Source organism: Sorangium sp. So ce375, from assembly GCF_051473855.1.
Lineage (GTDB): Bacteria > Myxococcota_A > Polyangia > Polyangiales > Polyangiaceae > Sorangium.
The window spans coordinates 7,608,104-7,629,448 of record NZ_CP150335.1 but is presented as its reverse complement, the minus strand read 5'-3'; the positions used below and the strand labels follow the sequence as shown (position 1 = coordinate 7,629,448).

Sequence of the window (21,345 nt, the reverse complement as noted above, 5' to 3'; positions counted from 1 at the left end):
TCCATTATGCTGGAGTCGTGCCCACCGCCGGACACGGGGCTGAGCGCTCTACCCTCCTCGGGTCTCGCGCGCGGCGGGGATCGTACAGGAGAACGTCGTCCCCTCGCCGAGCTCGCTGTCGACCGACATCTGTCCCCCGTGCGCCTCGACGATGCCCTTGACGATGTACAGCCCGAGCCCCGCGCCGGTGCAGCGCGTCGCCCGCGCCTGCCAGTAGCGATCGAACAGGCGCGGGAGGTCTTCGGGCCTGATCCCCATGCCCGTGTCGCTGACGGACAGGCGGACACCGGCGCCGTGGAGCTCCGCGCCGATCGTGATCTCGCGTCCTTCGGAGGTGAACTTCAGGGCGTTGCCCACGAGGTTCGACAGCACCTGGAGCATGCGGCCGCGGTCGCAGCTGAGCCGCAAGGCGCTCTCCGGCAGGACGGGGCGGAGCCGGATCTGCTTCTGCTCGGCGAGCGGCGCGAGCATCTCGACGACCTCATTGACGAGCGAGCCCACCTCGCACGGCTGGATGTCGAGCTTCAGGCCCTTCGCCTCGATGATCGCGGCGTCGAGCAGCTCGCCGAGCATCGCGATCGTGCGCTCCGCGGCGCGCTTGATCTGCTGCGCTCGACCGCGGATCGGCTGTCCCGCCGCGTCCGCCGGGGCCGATCGCTCGAGCAAGGACGCGGCCAACATGATCGACGACAGCGGGTTCCGGAGGTCGTGCGCCGCGATGGCCAGCGCCTCCTCGCGCAGCCGCCGCGCCCGCTGCTCGGCCTCATAGAGGCGCGCGCGCTCGAGGGCCTGCGCGCACTGCAGGGCGAGCGTCGTCATGAATCGCCGGTCGTCCTCGCTGATCCGACAGGCCTCGACGTACGTGACCCCGAGCACCCCGAAGGTCACGTCGCGCAGCGTCAGCGGGATGCAGATCCGCGTCTTGGCCCAGGCGCTGTTCGGCGCGTCGGGATAGGCAGCGTGAAGCGCCTCGAGCGAGTCGAAGATCAGCAGCTGTCCGGCGCGGATGCAGTCGACGACGGGCAGGCGAGCGGACATGGGAATGCGGCGCAGGAGATCGAGCATGTCCTCGGGGTAGCCGGGGGCGCGGAGGACATCGATCATGTCGTCTTCAGCGAGGAGCGCGACATACCCCGCGTCGGCGTGCAGCGCGGCGAGCCCCAGCGAGAGGACCACCTCGGCCACCTCCTGGGGCGTCACCGCGCGCGAGAGCTCCGACGTGAACGTCTGGAGGCGCGCGATGCGCGCCTCCGCCAGCTCGGCCCGGATGCGCGCGACGCGCTCGGAGGCGAGGGCCCGCTCCCGCGCCTCCTCGGCCCGCTTTCGGCGCTCGATCTCGTTCACGACCTCGACGATGTAGAGGGGCGCCCCCGCGCGATCGCGGGCGAGCGAGCGCGTGACAGCGACCCAGAGCATCGAGCCGTCCCGCCGTACGCATCGCTCCTCGGCGGTGGAGGAGGCGATCTTTCCATCACCCAGCGCATGGACGTGCCGGAGCGCTCCCTCCGCGTGGTCCGGGTGCCGGAGATCCTGGGCCCGGAGCGCCATCATCTCCCCGAGGGTGTATCCGAGCAGCTCACAGAGCTTCGGGTTCACGCGGAGCAAGCGATCGTCCAGGGAGACGTGGGCCATCCCCACCGCCGCCTGATCGAAGGTCGCGAGGAACCGCTCGTCGCTCTCGGCGCGCGCGATGCTCGCCGCGCGCGCCGAGAGCAGAGCGCGGACGGTCGTCACCAGGAGACGGCTCTCGATCGGCCATGCGCGCGAGCCGGCGCGACAGCAATCGAACGTCGCACCGAACGTCAAGCCGGACGTCGAACCGAACGTCAAGCCGGACGCCGAGCCGAACGTCAAGCCGGACGCCGAACCGAGCATCGACGTTGAATTCAACGTCGATGGCTGATCGACCGCCGCGCGGGACTGGCTCGTGTGCAGCACCGGGGTGGCTGCCGTGCCCAGCGCCTCCTGGACGCGCTGGCAGAGCTCGCACCGCTCGCCGTCCGGAAGATCGATGTTGAGGAGCACCAGGTCCGGCCGTTCTCGGGCTCCTCGCAAGCTCTCCGCGATCGTCGCCCCCAGCTCGACCCGCAGCCCTGCGGCCTCGAGCGTGCGGCGTATCTCCTCTCGTTGGGCATCGTCATGATCTACGATCAGGACGGTAGGTGCCTGCATATGGGTCGCGCTCTTCTTTGGGAGGATGGAGAATTGAAATAGCTCACTTCCTCGCAGCTCGCCCCTCGACGGATCTCGAGGGTACACACCATGGAAGATCCCCGGGCGCAGGATCACGGACGGCGGACGCGACCGCGCGCTCGAACGAGAGGTGGGCTCATGGTAGCGTGGCTAGAGTCAGCGCTCGAGGCAGGACGCCTCTACCGCTCGATCGGCGCCCTGAGCACGGAGCAGCTGCGTCCCCATGTGCACCGCGCCTGGGTGCGCTCTCATGGGGGAGGGGCCGATCCGCGCCGTCCCAAGGCCGAGTTCCTGAGCGCGCTCGACACCGAGCGCCTGCGCGAGCAGCACCGAGAGCTAATCCTCGCTGCCGGGCCCTACTTGCACGCGCTCAGCCGGGCCTCCGGCGACGAGCGCCATGCGATCATGGTGGGGGACGCACAAGCGGTTCTCCTGGATATCCACGGTGACGAGCAGACCATCCACGGTCCCGAGCGGGTGCCCGGTCCTGGGGCGCTGCTCGAGGAGAGCGCCTGCGGCGCCAACGGCGTCGGCACGGCGCTCGCCGAAGAGGGGTATACGGAGCTCGTGGGGCCGGAGCATTTCATTCAGGGATTCCACGCCTTCACGTGCCACGGGCTCCCGCTCCGGGACGGCGATGGGGCGGTGGTCGGCGTGCTCAGCATCTCGGTCAGGAGACCCGAGATTGGCTGGCGTCTCCGCGAAATTTTCCTTTGCGCCGCGCACGCCATCGAGATGGAGCTCGTCGCCGTACGGCTCGAGCGGGACATGGATCGTGTGCTCACCGCGCGGGAGGTGCCCATGGAGGACCTGAGGCGGCTGCTCCAGGACATCCTCCAGGCGCGCGCGGCCGCGCGCCTCAGGGTGGAGATCGCCGCGGATCAGCTCGCCGGGAGCCTGCTCACCCAGACGCGCGATCTGCTCCACCTGGCGGCGGCCGTGCTGCGCCGCTTTCGGCGCTGCGCCGCGCTGTGGCGAGCGCTCGCGCTGGACGGGGCGAGCGCGCCGCGCCCGGTGGCGCTCGACGCGTTGATCCGGGACCTCGCGGACCTGCTCGAGGTCGAGTCGGCCGTCTGCGACGTCACGACAAACGTCCAGGAGCTCGAGCCCATGATCGTCGAGGCAGACCACAACACCCTGGCGCGCGACCTCTTTCGCGTCCTGCTGAGCGCCATCCGCGCGGCGCGCCACGGCGCCGTGCACCTCACGCTCCGCGCGAGGCCGGCGGGCGGGGAGCTGTGCCTCACGCTCTCGCCCGGCGCGGGGGTCGCCGCGCGCGCGCCGCCCCCGGTGCGGATGGTGGTGCCGGCACACCCGGGAGCCTCGGAGCGCTCGCCGAGCGATCTCGCGGCGTGGGGGGCCTGAGCCGGCGGGCCCGCGCGCGGTGGCGGGAGCCGCGTCGAGATCGGCTCCACGGAGCTCGGGAGCTGCTGTTGAGCGGGGCGCTCGCCGTCAGCCGTCGGGGGCGCCCGGGCAGATCCCGTCGCGGATCGCGCCGGGCGGCGCCCCTCCGCCGGATCAGCGGGGGATGAGGTTGCGGCAGCCGCTGCCGCAGGCGTCCCCGTCGCGGTTGTTGCCGTCGTCGCACTCTTCCACGGCCTGGACGACGCCATCGCCGCAGTACTCGCCGAGCTTGCAGTCCTGCGCGCACTCGCCGTAGCCGCCGTCGTTCACCCCGTCGTCGCACTCCTCGCCCAGGCTGACGACGCCGTCGCCGCAGATCGGCTTGCACTCGCTGCGCGCCGTCGCAAAGCCTTGCAGCGTGAGCTTGAACGTCGACGCCGCGGTCTGGCGCTCGGCGTGGAACACGGCGATCTGGTAGACGCCGCCGTCCGTGAGGCCGAGGTCGACGTTCCGCGGCTGGATGTTGTCGTTCTCCTCCGTGGCGTAGGTGACCCTGCCGCCCCCGTTGGCGTTGATGACGAGGCGCCCGTTGACGGCGCTGTGGATGCCGCCGACGTCGACCGCGAGGCGATCGTTGATGAACACCCACACGTCGTCGTCGCCGGTGAAGTCGAGCTCGTACTGCTCGCCCGAGTTGTACTGGAACCAGTAGCGGATCTCGCTCGTGAAATGGAAGTTGTGCTTCGGGCTGCCCTGCTCCTTCAGCCAGTTGCCGCCGCCGTAGCTCGGGAAGATGTCGGCCGCGACGCGCTCGGCCGCCGGGGTGAACGGATCGTCGTCGACCGGGAAGAACAGCGGGTTGCCGTCGTAGGTCTCCTCGATATACCTCGCCCAGTAGACCCCGCCGCGCACCTCGCAGCTGTGGAACTCCTCGCTGTGGATGTCGCCGCACTGCGGGGTGGCCTGGGCCGACGAGGTGCACTCCTCGTCGTTCACCTCGTTGCCCACGTTGCCGCAATAGTGCTGGCTCTCCTGGGACAGCAGGGTCCACTGCTCGCCGTCCTCGCCCCAGCGGTTCACGAAGCGGCCGTCGCCGGTATCCCAGAGCGTGAGGGTGGTGACCGTGGTGCTGTTGGTGCCGGGCACGTCGTGGTACCACTGGCCGAAGGTCTGCGCGCTATTGACCAGGCTGTTTGCGGTGGTCATGTACGTCGGCTTCTTCTCGGCGTCGAGCCGCTGCGCGACCATGTTGAAGACCGGCGTGCTGCGGCCGGGACCATCCGGCTCGAAGTCGGGGTGTGCCTCCTTGAAATCGCGGAAGACGACCGGCACGGCCATCGATCCCGAGGGCTGGGGAACGGTGCAGGTGTAGCCCGGCTCCTGCGTGCACGTCGCGGAGCAGCCGTCGCCGTCGATGTTGTTGCCGTCGTCGCACTCCTCGCCGAGCACGAGCCCATCGCCGCAGCGGGACGCGCAGGAGCCAGCGGAGCAATCGGGCTCGGCCTGGCAGCTCGAGGAGCAGCCGTCGAACGGCATCGTGTTGCCGTCTTCGCAGCTCTCCGCGCCCTCCTGCGTCTTGTCGCCGCAGGTCGTCGGCGTGCAGGTGCTCGGGCTGCCGCTGCACTTGAAGCCCACCTCCACCTTGCAGCTCGGCGAGCAGCCGTCGCCCGCGCCGGTGTTGCCGTCGTCGCAGAGCTCCGGGAACACCACGGCGCCATCACCGCAGCGGGCGATGCGCGTGCAGGCGACCCCGGGCAGCGGGCACGACCAGCCGAGCTCGACCGAGCGGCAATCCGCCGCACAGCCGTCCTCGCCCACGGCGTTTCCGTCGTCACACGCCTCGTCGTTTGTCAGGCTCCCGTCGCCGCAACGGAAGACGTCGTCGCCGATGCCGATGTCCGATCCGCTCCCCGTCGTGTCACCGTCGCCGAGATCGCCGCCGGTGCTGGTGGTGGGATTGTCCCCGTCGCTCGGGCGAGCGCCTCCGGCGGGGCGCTCGTTGCTCGCAGAGCAGCTCGCCGCCAGGGCGGCGCAGCTCGTGATGAAGATCGTCGAACCAAGCCACGAAGATCGAGGACGCATGACCTGCTCCTTCCGGTTGCCCGGGACCTCTCGGGATGCGTGAATTGGCGACAGTCTCCCACGCTGGTGCCCTGAATTCGAGCGCTTCCTGCGCGAGCCGCCGCCTCCAGGGCTGTTGGATAAAGGCGACTCTCCTCGGCGCGAACAAATCCTGATACAGCGTCTCTTTCCCCCGAGAGCGGACCGCGTGAGGGACGTAGACTCGCGCGCCGGCCGGCTCGCTCTTCCTCGCAGCGCGGCCGGCCCGTCACCGGACCTGGAGTGCGTGCTGCGATCGTCTGACTCGACCCGATGAACGCCGGAGCAGCGCGTCGACGCGTCGACGCATCGCGTGCTCCAGTGACAGGCATCCTGGCGAGTCGCGGCCTCTCAACAGGCCTCTCCCATTGACGAGCTCCGATGATGGCCCGTCTCGTCGCATTTGACGCTGTGCGCCTGGTGTATGACGCTTCGCGCCCATCGAATGACGCTGTGCGCCTGGCAAATGACGCCTCGCGTGTGGTGGGCGCACGGTGCGTCCGGGCAGCTCGACGATTCAGGCGCCATTTGAAAGTCAAGCGTCTCGTGGAGGTGGTCGTATCGTGCAGCGTTCCTGCAGGATCCCGTTGGAGGAGAGCGCCTCCTTCGATCCACCGTCGTGGGAAAAACACCGCCATATCGATAATCGGTCCAGGCACCGCGGGTGCGTCTCGTCTTGACCCTCTGTTTGGCGGCGGGTAACATGCGGGCCCGGTTGGCAACCCGTCGGTGTTGCTTGATTGCGAATTCTGCGCAGGGTCGACTGTCGAGCGCGACCAACCGTTGATCTGGCTTTGATTGTCTTAAGGACGGGCCTTGGGGGTTGTCGCTCGAAGCAGTGCGCCGTGCTCTGAAGTCGTGCTTAACGAAAGAACGAACCTATGAGAATCCGAAGAAGCCATATCTTCTTGTGTTCCTTCGCCGCCCTCGGTCTGATGGGCATCGCCTGCGGCGGTGACGGCTCGAGCGCGACGGGCGGGGAGGGGCTTTCGGGCTCCGGCGGCGCCAGCAGCGGCAACGGCAGCGGCGCAAGCAGCGGCAACGGCAGCGGCGCAAGCAGCGGCAACGGCAGCGGCAACGGCAGCGGAAATGGCAGCGGCAACGGCAGCGGCGCGGGCAGCTCGACGGGCAGCAGCGACACCACCAGCGGCGCGGGCGCTGGAATCCCGAGCGGCGCCGGCAGCGGCAACCCGGACCACAATCCCACGCCGGAGACCGATGGCTCGCCGAACGGTAGGTTCCGGATCAATACAAAGAACGGCCGCCTGACGGACGGCGGCGCCGAGTTCCAGGTTCGCGGCGGCAACTGGTTCGGGCTCGAGGGACAAGACGATCTCGAGCGTCCCGGCGCCATGGAGCTCTTCATCGGGTCGATGTGGTGGGCGAACGCCAGCGCCCCGCGCACCATCAAGCAGACGATGCAGGAGCTCACGAGCTCCAACCTCAAGTTCAACACGATCCGGCTCCCCATCGCGCCGCAGACCCTGATCGCCAACCACCCGGACGGCGACTACAGCATCGAGACGCCCCGCATCAAGAACAACAACCCGGACGTCTACCCGTACGCCAACGCCTACGAGGCGCTCGAGGACTTCCTCAAGCAGGCCAACGAGGCCAAGCTGAACGTCATCATCGGCATCCACTCCTGCTCGAACCACATCGGGTGGCGCAAGGGCAGGCTCGACGATGCGCCGCCGTACGTGGACAGCAACCGCGAGAACTACGATTACAAGGCGGACGACTACAACTGCAAAGAGGGCGAGGACGCCTACAACTACGACAAGTGGCTCGCGGACATCCGTAAGATCGCGCAGCTGCCCAAGAAGCTCGGGATCAACAACATCCTCGGCATCGATTGCTTCAACGAGCCGTGGAAGTACAGCTGGCCCGAGTGGGCGGACATGGCCAAGGCCTGCTACGACGTCATCGCCGAGGAGAATGACGACATGATCGCGGTCGTCCAGGGCGTGTCCGGCAGCCACCAGCCCGCGGGCGCCAGCGGCCTGACGCTGGAGCCGGAGCCCCACGGCGACACCGAGCTCAACCCGAACTGGGGTGAGAACCTGTACGGACAGCGGGACTACCCGATCCAGGTCCCCAAGAATCGGCTCTGCTTCTCGCCCCACACCTACGGGCCTGCAGTGTACGTTCAGAAGCAGCACGTCGATCAGTCCAAGCCCGAGTGCAAGGGGCTCGAGGACGAGGAGGCCGCCAAGGCCAAGTGCGGCCTGATCCTGGAGCGGAGCAACGCCGAGGCTGTCGCGAAGATGGAAGCGCAGTGGGACGAGCACTTCGGGTACCTGCACGACGAAGGGTTCTGCGTGCTCACCGGCGAGTTCGGCGGCGTGAAGGACTGGCCGAAGAACGAGATGGACCCGGGGCTGGCCACCATGTGGGCGCACTTGCCTGCCGGCAAGCGCTACGACTGGGAGTGGCAGAACATGTACGTGGACTACCTCATCAAGAAGAAGATGACGGACTTCACGTACTGGTCCATCAACCCCGAGTCGGGTGATACGGGTGGTATCTACGGCCACAAGTACACGGACGCCGACAAGTCGGGCTGGGGCACCTGGACCGAGCTCGACAAGGAGAAGGTCGACATGCTCGCCCGCCTCAAGTAGGCCGAGCCGCTGATCTGGAAGACCGCCCGCAGGCCTGGACCTGCGGGCGGTTCTCTTTTGTGACCTCGGCTCGGTGACCCCAGCGCGCCACGGCGGGGTTGGCCCGGGTCGTGGGTCAATCGCAGCTGTTGTCGCGCGCGTTCACCAGCGTGAGGTCGCGGAAGGTGCTGTTCTCGGCGCAGGGGTTCTCGTTGACGGCCGTGTCCGTGATCGTGAGGTTCTGGATCGTGATGTCCGAGGAGTTCGGGAACTCGGTGCGTGCGGCGAGCCGGATGTCGCCGCCGCCGTCGACGGTCCCGGACTCGGCGGCGATGTTCACGTTGTGGCAGTTCTCGAGGAGGATCGAGTTGTTGCCCGTGTCGGCGAGATCGATGCGGTCGATCGTGACGCCCCCGCTCTCGGACACGCAGAAGATCCCGCGCCCGCCGCCGCGGGCGATGACCTGGCCAACGTGGATGTTGGTCGGGTAGCCGCTGCCGATGCGCCCCGCGCGGTTGGCGAGGCGGAACGCGGCGTAGCCGGTGCCAGCGCCCGCGTTCACGGCGTCGACCGTCCCGACCTCGGCGTTTGTCGTGTCGTTGAGGAGCAGGCCGCACTCCCCGGTGTCGCGCGCGATGACGGTGCCGATGCGGATGTCGTCGACCCCGTAGGTCTCGACGCCGTGAGAGCTGGTCCCCTCGGCGTAGACATGGTCGATCTCGATGTTCTTCACCTTGTTGGCGCGGTCCGAGCGCCCATGGTTGTCGATGCGGACGCCGAGGCCGCTCGAGACGCGCAGCTCGACGTGGCCGAGGCGCAGGTTCTCGACGTCGCGGAAGAACATGGCGTAGAGCGGGGTGCCGCTGATCGTGACGTTCGGGATCTCGATGTCGGTCCGGCCGCGCGCGTAGATGGGCGCATTGTCGCCGGAGCCGCCGCCGGTGACGTCGATCGTGCCGCAGACGTTGAGCACGGTGTAGCTGGGCACGTTCAGCCGCGAGCTCGCGGCGACGGTCCCCGAGCCCTGGACGAGGACGCTCTCCTTGCTGGTGCGGCCGGAGCTCAAGCTGTCGAGCGCGGCTTGCATCGCGGCCCGCATGTCGCCGCCGCTGTAGACGTTGCGAGCGCCGTTCCGCGCGCTCCAGTCGGAGCCGGAGCGGGTCACCACGGCGTTGTAGCCGCTCGTGTCTCCGTCGCACGGATACGCCGCGTCGCCGCCGCCGCCGCCGCCCGTTCCCGCCCCTCCGGCGCCGTTTCCTCCGGTGCCGGCCGCGCCGGAGCCTGCGCCGCCGCCCGCGTCCCCGCCGGTGCTCGCCGTACCGGGGTCCGCGCCTCCAGCGCCGGTGCCGCTCGTGGCGGCTGAGCCTCCCGAGCCAGCCGCGCCGGCGCCCGACGTCCCGCCGCTCGTGACGCCGCCGCCCACGCCCGGGCCACCGCTCGCGGGCGTGCCCCCGGTCGCCGACCCGCCGCCGCTGCCGTCATGGTCGCTGTCGGCGTCCGATCCGCAGGCCGCGACCACGAGCAACCCGATGAGGGTCGCGGGAATCGCTGAGATGGTGCGTATTCGAGTCTTCATCCTAAGCTCCGAAACGTGAGGGAGAGACCTGGCGGCCCCTGGTCCACGCTCGCCCCGCAGCTCGGGGCGCGGGCCCCTGAGGGGCAGCGTCGAGCGATGACAGACCGCCGTCGCCGGGAGGGTGTCGGCGTGGGGGCAAAACCAATCACGGCTCTCGACCAGCGACGATGTGTTCGCCTGCGAGCGCACGATTGCAGCGCTATGCCTCGACGGCTCGATGCTCGAAGGGGGCGATCCACTGCGGCGCATCAAGCGGCCTATCGTCTTGCCGGTGTGCCGCCCTGGGAAGGATTCCTCTGTCCGGGCCGATTACCCACCCTCGCGCTCGTCTCCTCAGCTCACCTGGCGACATGCCTGTATTCCGTGCTCTCCGCCGGTGCGACGAGAGCTGCCCCACCGCGCTCCGGGCGGATCGGCGGCGCGCACGCCGATCGGCGGCAGCGGCGCACTGCCGTGTTCCGCGGCGGTCCCGGCTTGGCTACGCTTCCTCACGAGCTCGCCCGTCTCGCGCGTGGATCCGGCGCCGAGCGCGCTGCTCTCCGAAGCCCCGCACCCGCCATGTACCGAACCGCCGCTCCCCTGCCTCCCGAGCCGCCCCGCGAGTGGCAGCTCATCGTCGAGGCCTTCCTGTACGAGCACCTCTCCGTGCCCGAGGCGTGGCTCGCGCGCGCCGGGGGCACCGTCGCGCTGCTCGTCGGCGCGCGGATGCTCGCGCCCGAGCACCACGGGGAGAACCGCGCCTGGCTGTTCGGCGATCTGCGGCGGATGGAGGGCCAGCGGCCGCCGCTCCTCGCCCCCGCCTCGTTCGGGCTGGAGCGCGTGTGCGCGCCGGGCGACGCGGAGGCCGTCCCGCGGCACGTCGCCGTGTGCCCCTGGCCCGACGCCGCGGGGATGACGCTGGCGGGCATCGCGCGCTACCTTCCGGGCTCGCGCTTCGAGATCGGCGCCGCGGCGGAGGTCGCGGCGCAGCTCGCGCGCGTGCGGCTCGCCGTGCCGCACGCGCGCTTCACGTACGCGCGCGTCATCGTCTTCGAGAGCGGCGAGGTGCGGGTCGCGCCGCCCCTCCCCGAGACGGAGCGCTCGGCCGCGCCGAGCACGACGGGGCTCGAGTACCTCGACGATCTGGGAATCAGGGCCTCCCAGCCCCACGACCCCAAGGACGTGGAGCCAGGCCTCGGCGTCGCGTCGGCGCTCTTCGAGCTCGTCGCGGGCTTCGGTGAGGCGGGCGGCGTGGCGAAGCGCCAGTTCCTCCACGCCGCGGTCACGGCGCAGCCCGCTCATCCGCTGCCGTCGGACTTCGGGGTGCGCAGCCGCGAGGTCGACGCCCTCGTCGCGCGCGGCACGTCGGGCGAGGCGTCGCTCCCCGAGCTCGCGCAGGCGCTCGCGGCGCTCAGCCAGGCGCTCGACGGCGCAGCCGCGCTCGGGCGCGCGGTGCGCGCGAGCGTCGCCGCGGCCGCGCCTTCACCGCCCCACCGGCAGACGTGGGATGGAAAGCGTATTTACATGGTCTTCCCCGACGTGCAGGCGCTCCCCGTCGGCGCAGGCTGGCCGGGGCCCGAGCCATGACCCGAGCCGTGAAGGGACCGCGCCGCCGCGGCGCCTCGCGCGTCTCTCGTGGGGTGGCCGCGGCTAGCCGCAGCCGGGCACTTCGTCGAAGCTAAAGAAGATCTGCTTCCCCATGGAGCGGGACAGCTCGACCATCTCGTCGGCGCCCTTCGAGGGGCCGCCGATCCGCAGACAAGCGTCGCAGCGCGCGACGAGCCGGCGGGCGACGGGGTGGAAGATCTCGTTCCAGATCTCGTCCCCGATCTGCCGCGACCCGGCGTGCTCGATGAGCGGCAGCGCGAACCATTCCCCGAGGACGGGGAGGTGGCCGGCCCGGAACAGGCGCACGGCCATGTCGTTCATCGCGCGAACGTTGGCCGCGATCAGGGCGGGATCATCCCCTGTGCCGGAGCGATAGGGCCCGGCGACGAGGATCATGAGGGGCTGGGCGGGCTGCATCGTCTGCCGTCACGCCGGGGCTTGCAGGTCGCGATCGGCGCTCGGGAACCAGCGCGTCGCGATGCGGACCGCGTTGGTGGCCGCGCCGAGCCGAAGGTTGTCCCCGACCACGGTAATGCACACGCTCTTCCGGTCGCGATCCCGGGGATCGGGGCGGATGCGACCCACAAGCGCGAGGTCTCGGTCCTGCACGCAGTGGAGCGCGCTCAGGCCCTCGCCGGCGGCGCCGGGGAGGTGCTTCACGAAGGGCGACAGCGCCGGATCGCCCAGGATGCTCGCGACCCGATCGAGGTCGACCGGGCGATCGAAGGTGACCCACGCGTTCTCGTAGTGGCCCACCGCGACGCCGACCCGGCAGCACTGCGCGGAGACGCCGAGCTCCGGCATGCTCAGGATCTTGCGGCTCTCGAAGATGAGCTTCCGCTCTTCCGAGGAGAAGCCGCTCTCGTCGGTGCCGCCGTTGTGCGGGACGGTGTTGGCGGCGTAGCCCGACGGCTTGAACGGCTGGCCCAGCCGATCGAGGGCCTGGAAGCCGTCGCGCGCGTCGGCGAGGAACGCGTCCAGCGCGGCGATGCCGGCGCCGCTGACCGCCTGGTAGGTGCTCACCGTGACCGCGCTCAGCCCGAACTCCCGGCGCAGGGGCGAGAGCGCGAGCATCAGCGGGATGGTCGTGCAGTTCGGATTGGCCACGAGCTGGACCGAGTCGTCGACGATGCTGGAGTTCACCCCGGCGACGACGAGCGGCACCTTCGGATCGGCGCGGTAGGTGTTGCTCTTGTCGATCACGCGGTACCCGAGCTCCACGAGCCGCGGGACGTACCGCTTGCTGTGATCGTCATCCAGGGCCACGAACGCGAGGTCACCGCGGGGGGCGTCCTGCGCCTCGAGGCGCGACGCGCCGAGCACCTCGTACGACTTGCCGTCGAGGGTGAGCTCCTGGTCCCGGCTCGCGAACAGCGCGAGCGTCGCGCTGGGCCAGGCCCGCGCGATGAGGGTGATGGTTTCGCGGCCGACAAGGCCCGTGGCGCCGAGGATGCAGATTCGCATAAGGGCGCTCTTTACCAGACTGGGGCCCTGCCGACGAGGGGCGAGTGGGTGGGCGCCGCAGCGACGTTCTACCTTCCGACGCTTCCCGCGCTTCCCGCGCTTCCCGCGCTCCCCGCGCGGCGCGTCACCTCCGCCCGCGCGCCCGGCCGCCGCCCCCGCGGCGGCGGCTTCGGGGCGCGCCGCGCTCAGATGACCGTGCCCGGCGGGACGACGGCGTTCTTCGGGACGACCACGATGCCCTCCCGGGCCGCGTAGTACGGGGCGTCGGTGTCCGGCCGGTCGGGGATGTTGCGGATGACCACCCCATCGCCGATGCGCGCGTTCTTGTCGATGATCGCGCCGTCGATCGTGCACCCCCGGCCGATGCCGATGGGCGGGAGACCCCGCGTGCTCTCGGGGCCGTGGGCCTGGAACAGGGACTCGTAGTCGGCGCCCATCATGACCGTGTTCGACATGCTGACGTGGGGCCCGATCGAGGAGAGTTGCCCGACGACCGACCGGGAGATCTTCGACTCGATGATCCGGCTCCCCTCGGCGAGGAGCACCTGGTCGAGGACCGAGCCGGCCGTGACGTGGGCCGGGGGGAAGAACTGCGGGCGGGTGTAGATCGGCCGCTGCGGGTCGTAGAACGAGAACGGAGGATCGGAGTCGGTGAGCGCGAGGCTGGCCTCGTAGTAGCTGCGGATCGTGCCGATGTCCTCCCAGTACCCGTCGAACGTGTAGGTCATCATCCGGTGGGTGTCGAGCGCCCGGGGGAGGATGTGGCTGCCGAAGTCGGAGGCGTTGTCTCGCTCGAGCATCTCGTAGAGCGCCTTCGCGCTGAAGATGTAGACGCCCATCGAGGCCAGCCACGGGTTCGCCGGATCGGGCAGCTGCCGCACGTTGTCGAGCAGCTTCATGTCCTTCGGCTTCTCGACGAACTTGACCACCCGCCCGGTGTCGTCGGTGTCCACGATGCCGAGGCGCGACACCTCGGCCGTCGGGACGGGGCGAACGGCGAGCGTGACGTCGGCCCGGGTCTCGCGGTGGTGCTCGAGGAAGGGCTCGTAGTCCATGCGGTAGAGGTGATCGCCCGAGAGGATCATGACGTCCCGCGGGTTCGGCGACTTGACCTCCACGAGCTGCTTGCGGACCGCGTCGGCGGTGCCCTGGTACCAGTCGCTGTGGGTCGGCGTCTGCTCGGCGGCGAGGATCTGCACCGCGCCCGCGGAGAAGACGTCGAATCGATACGTCTGCGTGATGTGGTTGTGGAGCGAGACCGAGTTGAACTGCGTGAGGATGTGGATGCGGTTGAAGCCCGAGTTGAGGCAGTTGCTGATCGGGATGTCGACCAGCCGGTACTTGCCGCCGGTCGGGACGGCTGGCTTCGAGCGCAGCTTGGTGAGCGGGTAGAGGCGGCTTCCTACGCCTCCGCCGAGGATCAAAACCACCACGTCGTTGTGCTTCAAGCGGATCTCCGCGATGTGAGGGGGACGGTTCGACGCCCGGGACGAGTTGGGCGGCGGCTACACTAGCAGGTGTGGCGCGGCGACCGGGGCCGCAGAATGAGCTCAGCGGCAGCGCGCCGGGCGATCGCTCGGGCGGGGGCCTTCCCGGGCGATCGCCCCCGTCTGCTCGTCCACGCTGAGCGAGGTGATCCGCGGGTCCGGCGAGGTGTCCACACGCACGGTCACCGAGAGCGCGCCGCGCTCGCAGCGCAGGCCGAAGCGCGCCGACGTGGCGCTCTCGACCGTGGAGGAGCCGTCGAGCGCGCATGCCCCCACACGCGCGCCGGCGTCGCGCAGCGTCCTTCGCAGCGACGCGAGGTGAGCCTCCGGGAACCAGCCAGGCCGGAGCCTGCGATCGAGCGCCTCGGTGCGCGCGCGGCCGATGACCGACGCGACCGCCTCGGCCGCGCGGCGCACGGGCGGGGAGGGTGGGACGACGCGCGCCACCATGGCGCCGGTCGCCGCGAGCCGGCCGAGCACCTCCGCGTTGAGCGACTCGAGATCGGCCCCGGCCACGTTGGTGAGCGCGACGATGCCGACGCCCCGCTGCGGGAGGAGCACCACCGACGCGGAGTATCCGTCGATCAGGCCGTTGTGGAAGACCACGTGGCCGAGGTCGCAGTCCTCGCGCACGTGCCAGCCGAGCCCGGGGCCGCCGTCGTCGCCGGCGGCCGCGAACGCCGAGCCGTTGCGCGCCATCATGTGCGACTCGCGCACGGTGCTCCGCCGCAGGGCGCCCGTCTCGGGCGCGTCGCGCGCGGGCCAGGCGGCGAGCTGGAACCCGACGAAGCGACCCATGTCGGCGAGGCTGGCGTAGAGGCCCGCGGTGGCCTCGGAGTCCCCGAGCCGCCAGGGCTGGATCGGCGTCACGGCGCCGCCCTCGCCGCGCGCGTGCGGCGACGCGAGCGCGCCGGGCGGCACCTGGGACGCGTCCCAGGCGGCGTCGCGCATGCCGAGCGGACCGAGCAGCGCGTCGCTCATGTAGCGCCTGTACGGCGCGCCGGCGGTGCGCGCGATGAGCAGCCCGAGCAGCGAGTAGCCGAGGTTCGAGTAGGACGTCTCGGTGCCCGGCGCGCTCTCGAGCCCGAAGCCGTCGAGCGTGGCCAGGATCTCCCGCTCGGTGACGTCGCGCGACGTCGAGGCGGGGGAGAACACGCCGAGCCTTGGCAGGCCGGAGCTGTGCGTGAGCAGGTCGCGGACCGTGATCTGCCGCGCGTCGCGCGTCGGGTACACGACGCCGGCGAGCGCGGGCAGGTAGCGCGCCGCCGGGGCGTCGATCGACAGCCGCCCTTCGTCGCGGAGCCGCAGTATCGCCGCCGCGGTCAGCGGCTTCGTGACGGAGCCGATGCGGAAGCGCGTGTGCTCGTCGACCGCCCCGCCCGCCGCGACGTCCCGCACGCCGAGCAGCGCCCGGATCGCGAGCCCCTCGTCGATGACGACGCCGAGCGCGAGCGCCGGCAGGCGCTCCCTCTCCGCGCCGCGCTGCGCGATCGCCTGCACGTCGGCCGCCGCCGCGCGCAGCTTCAGCCCGCGCTCCGGATCGGGGAAGCTCGGCGTCGGCGCGGGCTCGCTGGCGAAGCGCTGGCCGAGCGGCGCCGCGGCCACCTGCCCGAGGGCCCGCGGTGCGGGCGCGGCCTGCGTGCACCCGCAGAGGAGCGGGGGCGATGCGGAGAAGACGGCCGCGGCGAGGAGCGCGGCGAGCCTGTCGTCGATCGTCCTCAAGTCGGAGCCACGACTCTCGCTCTTCGATCGCGACCCGACAATTCGAAATGGACCGGGCGGCGGGGGGCGCTCTCGATTTTCTCGGTGGAGGTAGGCGGGGAGCGCGACCTCTGCGCAGGTCGCGCGGGGCTCCCACCGTGTGATCCGCGCGCGCCACCCGTGATGCCGTGGCGGCGCGCGGCGCGCGGCACGCGGCATCGCCGGCGCCGGCGGCCGTGCGCGCCTACGCCCGCGCGAACCGCTCGACGAAGGCCTTGTAGTTCGGCCGATCGTCGCCCCGGTCGTACACCGCGAACACGACGCGCGAGAACACGCCGCGGAAGCGCGGGCCCTCGAGACACCTGGCGAAGACGTCGGCGACCTCGCGCGGATCGTTGCGGAAGACGCCGCACCCCCACGCCCCGAGGACGAGGCACCGGTGCCCGTGCGCGCCCGCGGCCGCGAGCACCATGTCCGCGCGGCGCTCCAGGGCGGCGCGGATCTCCTGGTCCGTGGCGTCGTCGCGCTGAAATGCCTCCCCCGCGTTCGGCGCCGGCGCGGTGATGATCGACAGCGCGAACGGCCGGTCCAGGAGGGCGTGCTGCTCGTCGCGGAAGAACGGCACGTCCGGCGAGTAGATGAGGTGGTCGGTATAGATGAAGCTCCCGCAGGCGCGGTTCTGGTCGTAGTAGTCGCGCTGTTCGACCAGGCACGCGTACAGCGCGGAGCACCTGGCGAGGTCCTCCTCCTGGGCCTTGGCTCCGCGCAGGAACCCGCCCCCGGGGTTCTTGGCGGACGCGAAGTTGAGGGCCATGACGCGGGCCTCGCCCTCCTGCTCGACGAGCCGCCGCCCCGCCGCCCCCGTGGTCTCGCCCGTGACCTCGATCACCGCCGGCCGATCGAGGCGCTCCTTCGGCTCCCAGGCGTCGAGTGAGCCGGGCCGGTAAAGCACGGTCCCCTTCACCGCGCCGAGCACGCGGTCGCGGATACGGACCGTCGCGCCCGAGGGCGCGATGTACTCGCCCCGACTCGCAACCTGCACGGTCTCGGCGGCGATGCTGGTCAGCTTCATGCGCACAAGGATTGGCGAGCCGCGGCCGCTCGTCCAGCGAAACGCGCCCCCGCGGCGGCGGAGCGCGGCGTCACGCCGATGGAGGCGCAGGCGAGCCGGCGATTTCCTCCGCGCGCCACCCCCGCGCTCCGGCGCCGCGTCAGCGGCGGACGGCGAATAGCGCCCACTGCCCGTCGCGCGCGACCAGATGGATCCGCTCGTCGGCGAGCAGCGCGGGGGAGGGCGAGCGCAGGAACGCTGGCCAGCGCGAGGACGGCGAACGCGCTCGGGACGCGGTACCTGGCGGTCGGCGACTCGGGCGACGCCGCGGCCTGCGCGATCCACCCAGCGCGAACGCAGGACGACGCACCGGTCGATGCGACCCCTCGAGCCCGGCGCGGCGGAGCGCGCTGCGCGCTCCGCGTCGGCCTCGATGCGCAAGGCCTTGCACCGGTGCGCAAGCTCCCGCTGCCACGCGCAGACTCCATTGCTGCCTGATCGACCGTTGGACGGCAAAGTCACGCCATCGCCCGTGCGGCACGTCGCTTGCCAATAACCGACGTCGAACCCGGACACCATCCGCATCAAGGCCAGCAGTCGAGTCGTCCGGAGCCGCCGTGGGAGCCTCTGCCGCCCGGCGGAGCTCACTGCGGCGCTGCGCGCCCTCGCCCGACCCGAGAGGGACAGGCATGAACGAGAGGTATTCATATGATGAGTCATCCGTCTCTGGAGTCTCGTCTCCTTCTTGGAACTCTTTGTCTCGTCGTCTTATCGCTCGCGCCGGTCGGGTGCGCCGCCGGCGCGCCGGCCGGAGGGGAGATCTCCGAGGAGGTCGGTGATACGGAGGTGAGCTTCGACGAGCTCGTGGCTCGCACCTATCGGGAGCCGGACAGCGGTATTTACATCGTCGATGGCGACATTCCCATCGAGAGCCTCGACGGGCTCGAGCGCTTCTATGAGCGCCACGTCCAGCGCGGCGCGCTCGTCGTCGACCAGGACCATGGCAGGGACGTGAGGTGGAGCGACAAGGAGAAGCTGAAGCTGAGCTACTGCGTGAGCGAGGCGTTCGGCGAGGATCATGGCGCGGTGGTCTCCGCGCTGGGGAGCGCCGCCGCGGCCTGGGAGGGGGTCGCGAACGTCCGCTTCGTTCACCGCGCGGACCAGGACGCCGCGTGTGATGCGCGGAACAAGCGGGTCGTCTTCGACGTGCGCCCGGTGAACGGGCAGCCTTACTACGCGCGCGCGTTCTTCCCCGACAGCTCGCGCCGCGCGCGCAATCTCCTCATCGACTCGACCGCCCTCGGCCCGCTCGATCTCTGGACGCTCACGGGCGTCCTGCGGCACGAGCTCGGCCACGCGCTCGGCTTCCGGCACGAGCACACGCGGCCCGAGTCGGGCGCGTGCTTCGAGGACGACGGATGGCGCGCCCTGAGGCCGTACGACGCGGGCTCGGTGATGCACTATCCGTGGTGCAACGGCACGAACTGGGGCGACCTCGACCTGACGGACGACGACGCGCGCGGCGCCGCGGCCCTGTACGGTCCGCCCTGCCGGTGAGCTCAGCGCCGCGGCGCGTGCGGCGCGCCGCGCCCGCGCAAGCGCGGGGAGCCCGAGGGACCATGGCGCGGGCGCGCCGCGCGTGAGATCATGGCGCGCCGTGGACGAGGTCGAGCTCAGCGTCCAGCGAACCTCGGCCGAGGTGGCCGCGACCGGCACGCGCGCCACCTGGGCTCACGGCTACGAGCGGCGCGCGGGCGTCGGCTCGTCGTCGGGCAGGCCCGCGATCGCGCTCGGCGTCGCGAACACCCCCTGGACGTCGTCGGCCGGCGCCCAGTGCCCCGCGCACATCAGCGAGCCCCCGGTGATCTCGGGCTGCGGCGACAGGCGCGCCTGCACGTCGTCCGCGTGTACGCACACGTTGACGTGCAGGCGCGGGTCCGCTTCCGGCCGCTGGGCCAGCGCCCGGTGTACGGCGGTCGCGAGCTCGAGCGCCGCGCGCCTTTCCTGTAGCTCCTCGTCCGCGTTTCCCGTGAGGATGCGCACGCCGAGCACCTCGTTGCCGGTGATCGACGCCAGGATGAACCCCGCCCGCGAGAGCTGCGACTCGGCGATGTCGAGCACCCGACCGATGTCGAAGGTCAGCGCGTCGTCGAGCTCGCCGGCGTCGCCGCGCGTCCGGACCTCCAGATAGACCGCCACCGCAGGGTGCGTCGGGTCGGGCACGCTCTGCAGGCCCGACGCGGGCCCGCCGATGGCCTCCCTGAGGGCGCGCATCAGCTCCTCGACCGAGCCGAAGCGCCGCTCCCGCCGCTTCTCCATGCACCGCAGCACCACCGCGTCGACCTCGATGGGCAGCGGGACCCGCAGGCTCGGGGGCAGCGGCGGCTCCTCCAAGTGCTTCCGCACCATCTCATCCATGTCGTGTGTGTGGAACGGCAACCGGCCCACCAGCATGCGATGAAGGAGGACGCCGAGCGCATAGACGTCCACCCGTGCATCGATGGGACCGCCGAGTATCTGCTCTGGGGCCATGATGGATGGCGTCCCGGGCATACGTCCGGCGGTGGTGAGCCAGGTCGACCCCTCCTCGGGCGCCATCATCTTCGCAATGCCGAAATCCAGCAGTTTCACGGTACGCGGCGGGCCCGAGCAGATGAAGATGTTGCTCGCCTTCACATCCCGGTGAACGATGCCCGCTGTGTGCGCGGATGCTAATGCAGCACACACAGGCTCCATCAACTCCAGCGTCTCACGCGGCGTGAGGCGCGTCTCGGATCGGATCAGCGCGTCGAGCGTCTGGCCTTCGAGGCGCTCCATGACATAGAACGGCTGATAGTTGTTCAGCTCACCTACTCCGTAGATTTCCACGATGTTGGGGTGGGATATCGACCGCAGCACCTCGATCTCGCGCGCGAACCGATCGACCACGCGGCGAGAGTGGGCTACCGCCTCGCTCAGCACCTTGACCGCGGCGGGTCTGCCCGATCGGACGTGCCTCGCCCCGTAGACCACTCCGCAGCCGCCACGCGCGATGAATCCTTCGAGGATGTACTCGCCCGCCAGGGTACCCGGCGGGAACTCGCCGCGCGCGGCCGACCTCTCGAAGTCCGAAAACGGCCTGGTCTCGTCCTCTTCGTCGCTCATCTGCCCCTCCGCGCCGTGCGTCGCGATGCGTCGCGGTGCGTTACAGCCCTGCCGTCAACGTGTTCTCCCGATCGAACGCAACCTTTACTAAAGCGCTATGCAGAAGCATTTCGAAATGGTAACTTAAACTTTGCGGCTACTCGACCTTAAACGCCAAATCGCGGCGATGAAAAGGGGGACCGTCATGGTTCTTTGCTGTGCACGACGTGTTGCGGTCTTCGCATTACCTCTGCTTACCGCTGCCTGCATCGGCGCCGAGCTCGACGAGCAGGCGGAGGAGCTCGGCGGAGAAGAGGAGCTCGTTGGAGAAGCCGACAGTGAGATCACCAGTGTCAACGGTGCCTTATTGAATTCGCTGGGCGCGAACTCGCTGCGGCTGAACTCGCTGCGGCTGAACGGGTTGCCGATGGGCGCGCTGCAGCCGAACTATCTGGATCCGAACGCTCGTTCGGCCATCAAGGACCCGGGACCGAACGGCACCCTGGCGAGGGAGGTTGTGCGCTACGTCGTGAGCTGCGCGCTCCGCCCGGACCAGTCGTTCTCGTTCTCGTGGACCGACAGCGGCGGGGTCGTTCACCCGGAAGTGTATCACGGCGAGCTCGGGATCGCGCACTGGTGGGCGTATGGACCTATCTCCAATGATCAATTCCCACAGCGTCACGTCACGGCCTGCCTCGCCGCGCGGACGAACTGGTACGGCACCTCGGTGATGGTCTCCCTGCGCAACACGGAACCCTCGATGGATTCGACAGCGTCGGAGATCTCGACCTATAGCGTGAGGGAGGGCGCGTTCTGGGGAAACATTTTTGCCTCGACGCCCTATGTGCGCGCCTGCTACTCGCCAGCTGGCGTCACCCGCGCGCGCCAAGCGCTGCGTGAGTGCGCGGCCGGTCACGTCAGCGTTGACCCCGCGACCGGCGCCACGACCACCCAGGGGTGTGGTCCTATCGTGATCCTAGGCTCATGTGATACGCTGTGCAACGGGGTGGACGCGGTCAAGGGGTTCTACCGGGGGTGCCTCGAGGATCCATCGATCTGGCCATTCGTGCGCACGGATCAGGTTGTCACGTCGTTCTTGACCCCGTAGGGGGGAGT

General features: G+C 70.2%; 14 protein-coding genes. 5 read left to right on the top strand and 9 right to left on the bottom strand.

The annotated features are described in order from the left end of the window. Positions 1-48: 48 nt before the first annotated feature. On the bottom strand, positions 49-2,172 hold the full coding sequence (locus WME90_RS28130; protein ID WP_437275099.1) for an ATP-binding protein: 2,124 nt from the start codon (positions 2,170-2,172) through the stop codon (positions 49-51). Positions 2,173-2,331: 159 nt separating this feature from the next. Here WME90_RS28130 and WME90_RS28125 point away from each other — a divergent pair, with 159 nt between their 5' ends. Further along, on the top strand, positions 2,332-3,558 hold the full coding sequence (locus tag WME90_RS28125) for a sigma-54-dependent Fis family transcriptional regulator (RefSeq protein WP_437275098.1): 1,227 nt from the start codon (positions 2,332-2,334) through the stop codon (positions 3,556-3,558). Positions 3,559-3,711: 153 nt separating this feature from the next. Here the strand turns inward: WME90_RS28125 and WME90_RS28120 are convergent, their stop codons facing one another. Continuing rightward, on the bottom strand, positions 3,712-5,619 hold the full coding sequence (locus WME90_RS28120) for a DUF4215 domain-containing protein (protein WP_437275097.1): 1,908 nt from the start codon (positions 5,617-5,619) through the stop codon (positions 3,712-3,714). A gap of 899 nt (positions 5,620-6,518) precedes the next feature. Here WME90_RS28120 and WME90_RS28115 point away from each other — a divergent pair. Continuing rightward, positions 6,519-8,261: a glycoside hydrolase family 5 protein gene (locus WME90_RS28115; RefSeq protein WP_437275096.1), complete on the top strand. Its 1,743-nt coding sequence runs from the start codon at positions 6,519-6,521 to the stop codon at positions 8,259-8,261. A 115-nt stretch (positions 8,262-8,376) separates the two neighbouring features. On the opposite strand, the gene WME90_RS28110 is transcribed toward WME90_RS28115, so the two are convergent. Beyond that, entirely contained in the window at positions 8,377-9,816 is a 1,440-nt protein-coding gene (locus tag WME90_RS28110) for a right-handed parallel beta-helix repeat-containing protein (RefSeq protein WP_437275095.1), read from the bottom strand. A gap of 558 nt (positions 9,817-10,374) precedes the next feature. Between WME90_RS28110 and WME90_RS28105 the strand changes: the two genes are divergently transcribed. Beyond that, positions 10,375-11,382: a hypothetical protein gene (locus WME90_RS28105; RefSeq protein ID WP_437275094.1), complete on the top strand. Its 1,008-nt coding sequence runs from the start codon at positions 10,375-10,377 to the stop codon at positions 11,380-11,382. Between the two features lie 63 nt (positions 11,383-11,445). On the opposite strand, the gene WME90_RS28100 is transcribed toward WME90_RS28105, so the two are convergent. The 5 genes from WME90_RS28100 to WME90_RS28080 all read right to left on the bottom strand — a co-directional run bounded on the left by WME90_RS28100 (position 11,446) and on the right by WME90_RS28080 (position 17,127). Next, on the bottom strand, positions 11,446-11,820 hold the full coding sequence (locus WME90_RS28100) for a DUF4406 domain-containing protein (protein ID WP_437275093.1): 375 nt from the start codon (positions 11,818-11,820) through the stop codon (positions 11,446-11,448). Positions 11,821-11,829: 9 nt separating this feature from the next. Next, the gene (locus WME90_RS28095; protein WP_437275092.1) at positions 11,830-12,867 is read right to left on the bottom strand and encodes an aspartate-semialdehyde dehydrogenase; all 1,038 of its coding nucleotides are present in this window, start codon (positions 12,865-12,867) and stop codon (positions 11,830-11,832) included. 185 nt (positions 12,868-13,052) lie between these two features. Next, a complete protein-coding gene (gene glgC / locus WME90_RS28090) occupies positions 13,053-14,315 on the bottom strand; it encodes a glucose-1-phosphate adenylyltransferase (RefSeq protein WP_437275091.1) in 1,263 nt (420 codons plus the stop codon). 102 nt (positions 14,316-14,417) lie between these two features. Then, positions 14,418-16,076 carry a serine hydrolase domain-containing protein gene (locus WME90_RS28085; protein ID WP_437275090.1) on the bottom strand — a complete coding sequence of 553 codons (1,659 nt, stop codon included), beginning with the start codon at positions 16,074-16,076 and terminating at the stop codon, positions 14,418-14,420. Between the two features lie 223 nt (positions 16,077-16,299). Continuing rightward, positions 16,300-17,127 carry a TIGR02452 family protein gene (locus WME90_RS28080; RefSeq protein WP_437275089.1) on the bottom strand — a complete coding sequence of 276 codons (828 nt, stop codon included), beginning with the start codon at positions 17,125-17,127 and terminating at the stop codon, positions 16,300-16,302. A gap of 687 nt (positions 17,128-17,814) precedes the next feature. Between WME90_RS28080 and WME90_RS28075 the strand changes: the two genes are divergently transcribed. Beyond that, the gene (locus tag WME90_RS28075; protein WP_437275088.1) at positions 17,815-18,663 is read left to right on the top strand and encodes a hypothetical protein; all 849 of its coding nucleotides are present in this window, start codon (positions 17,815-17,817) and stop codon (positions 18,661-18,663) included. A 180-nt stretch (positions 18,664-18,843) separates the two neighbouring features. Here WME90_RS28075 and WME90_RS28070 read toward each other — a convergent pair whose 3' ends face one another. Beyond that, positions 18,844-20,250 (bottom strand): serine/threonine protein kinase, encoded by a 1,407-nt coding sequence (locus WME90_RS28070; RefSeq protein WP_437275087.1) that lies wholly within the window; start codon positions 20,248-20,250, stop codon positions 18,844-18,846. Positions 20,251-20,434: 184 nt separating this feature from the next. On the opposite strand from WME90_RS28070, the gene WME90_RS28065 reads away from it, so the two are divergent. Continuing rightward, positions 20,435-21,337, top strand: a complete 903-nt coding sequence (locus tag WME90_RS28065) for a hypothetical protein (RefSeq protein WP_437275086.1) — start codon at positions 20,435-20,437, stop codon at positions 21,335-21,337. The last annotated feature ends 8 nt before the right edge of the window (positions 21,338-21,345 follow it).